Here is a 260-nt window from a genome sequence, read left to right on the forward strand (position 1 = left end):
TGCCAACATCCATGTTGTTAAAGAGCGGTTACTGTCGTTTATTAATTTGGCTCTGTTGGTGGTGTTACATCAATTAACCATGCTGGAATGTAGCCATTTTCAACTGTGAGCTTATAGGCTTTTACGTCTTTAGCGATGATGGCTAGGGCAATAAGGGGGATAGCTAAACCTCCTCGTCTACTACCTATACGCTCTTCGTCACTGTAATATTCTTTATGGGCCAGCAAGGCTTTTTCCATGGCTTGATTATATTCTTGCTC

Annotated in this window: 1 protein-coding gene; it reads right to left on the reverse strand. The window is 41.9% G+C overall.

Features of this window, described 5'->3' with window-relative positions:
• Nucleotides 1-41: 41 nt before the first annotated feature.
• A partial coding sequence (locus C2M33_RS10780; protein WP_199776360.1) for an Imm49 family immunity protein occupies nucleotides 42-260 on the reverse strand: 219 nt, incomplete at its 5' end.

The organism is Pseudoalteromonas sp. T1lg122, assembly GCF_002964825.1.
GTDB lineage: Bacteria > Pseudomonadota > Gammaproteobacteria > Enterobacterales > Alteromonadaceae > Pseudoalteromonas > Pseudoalteromonas gelatinilytica.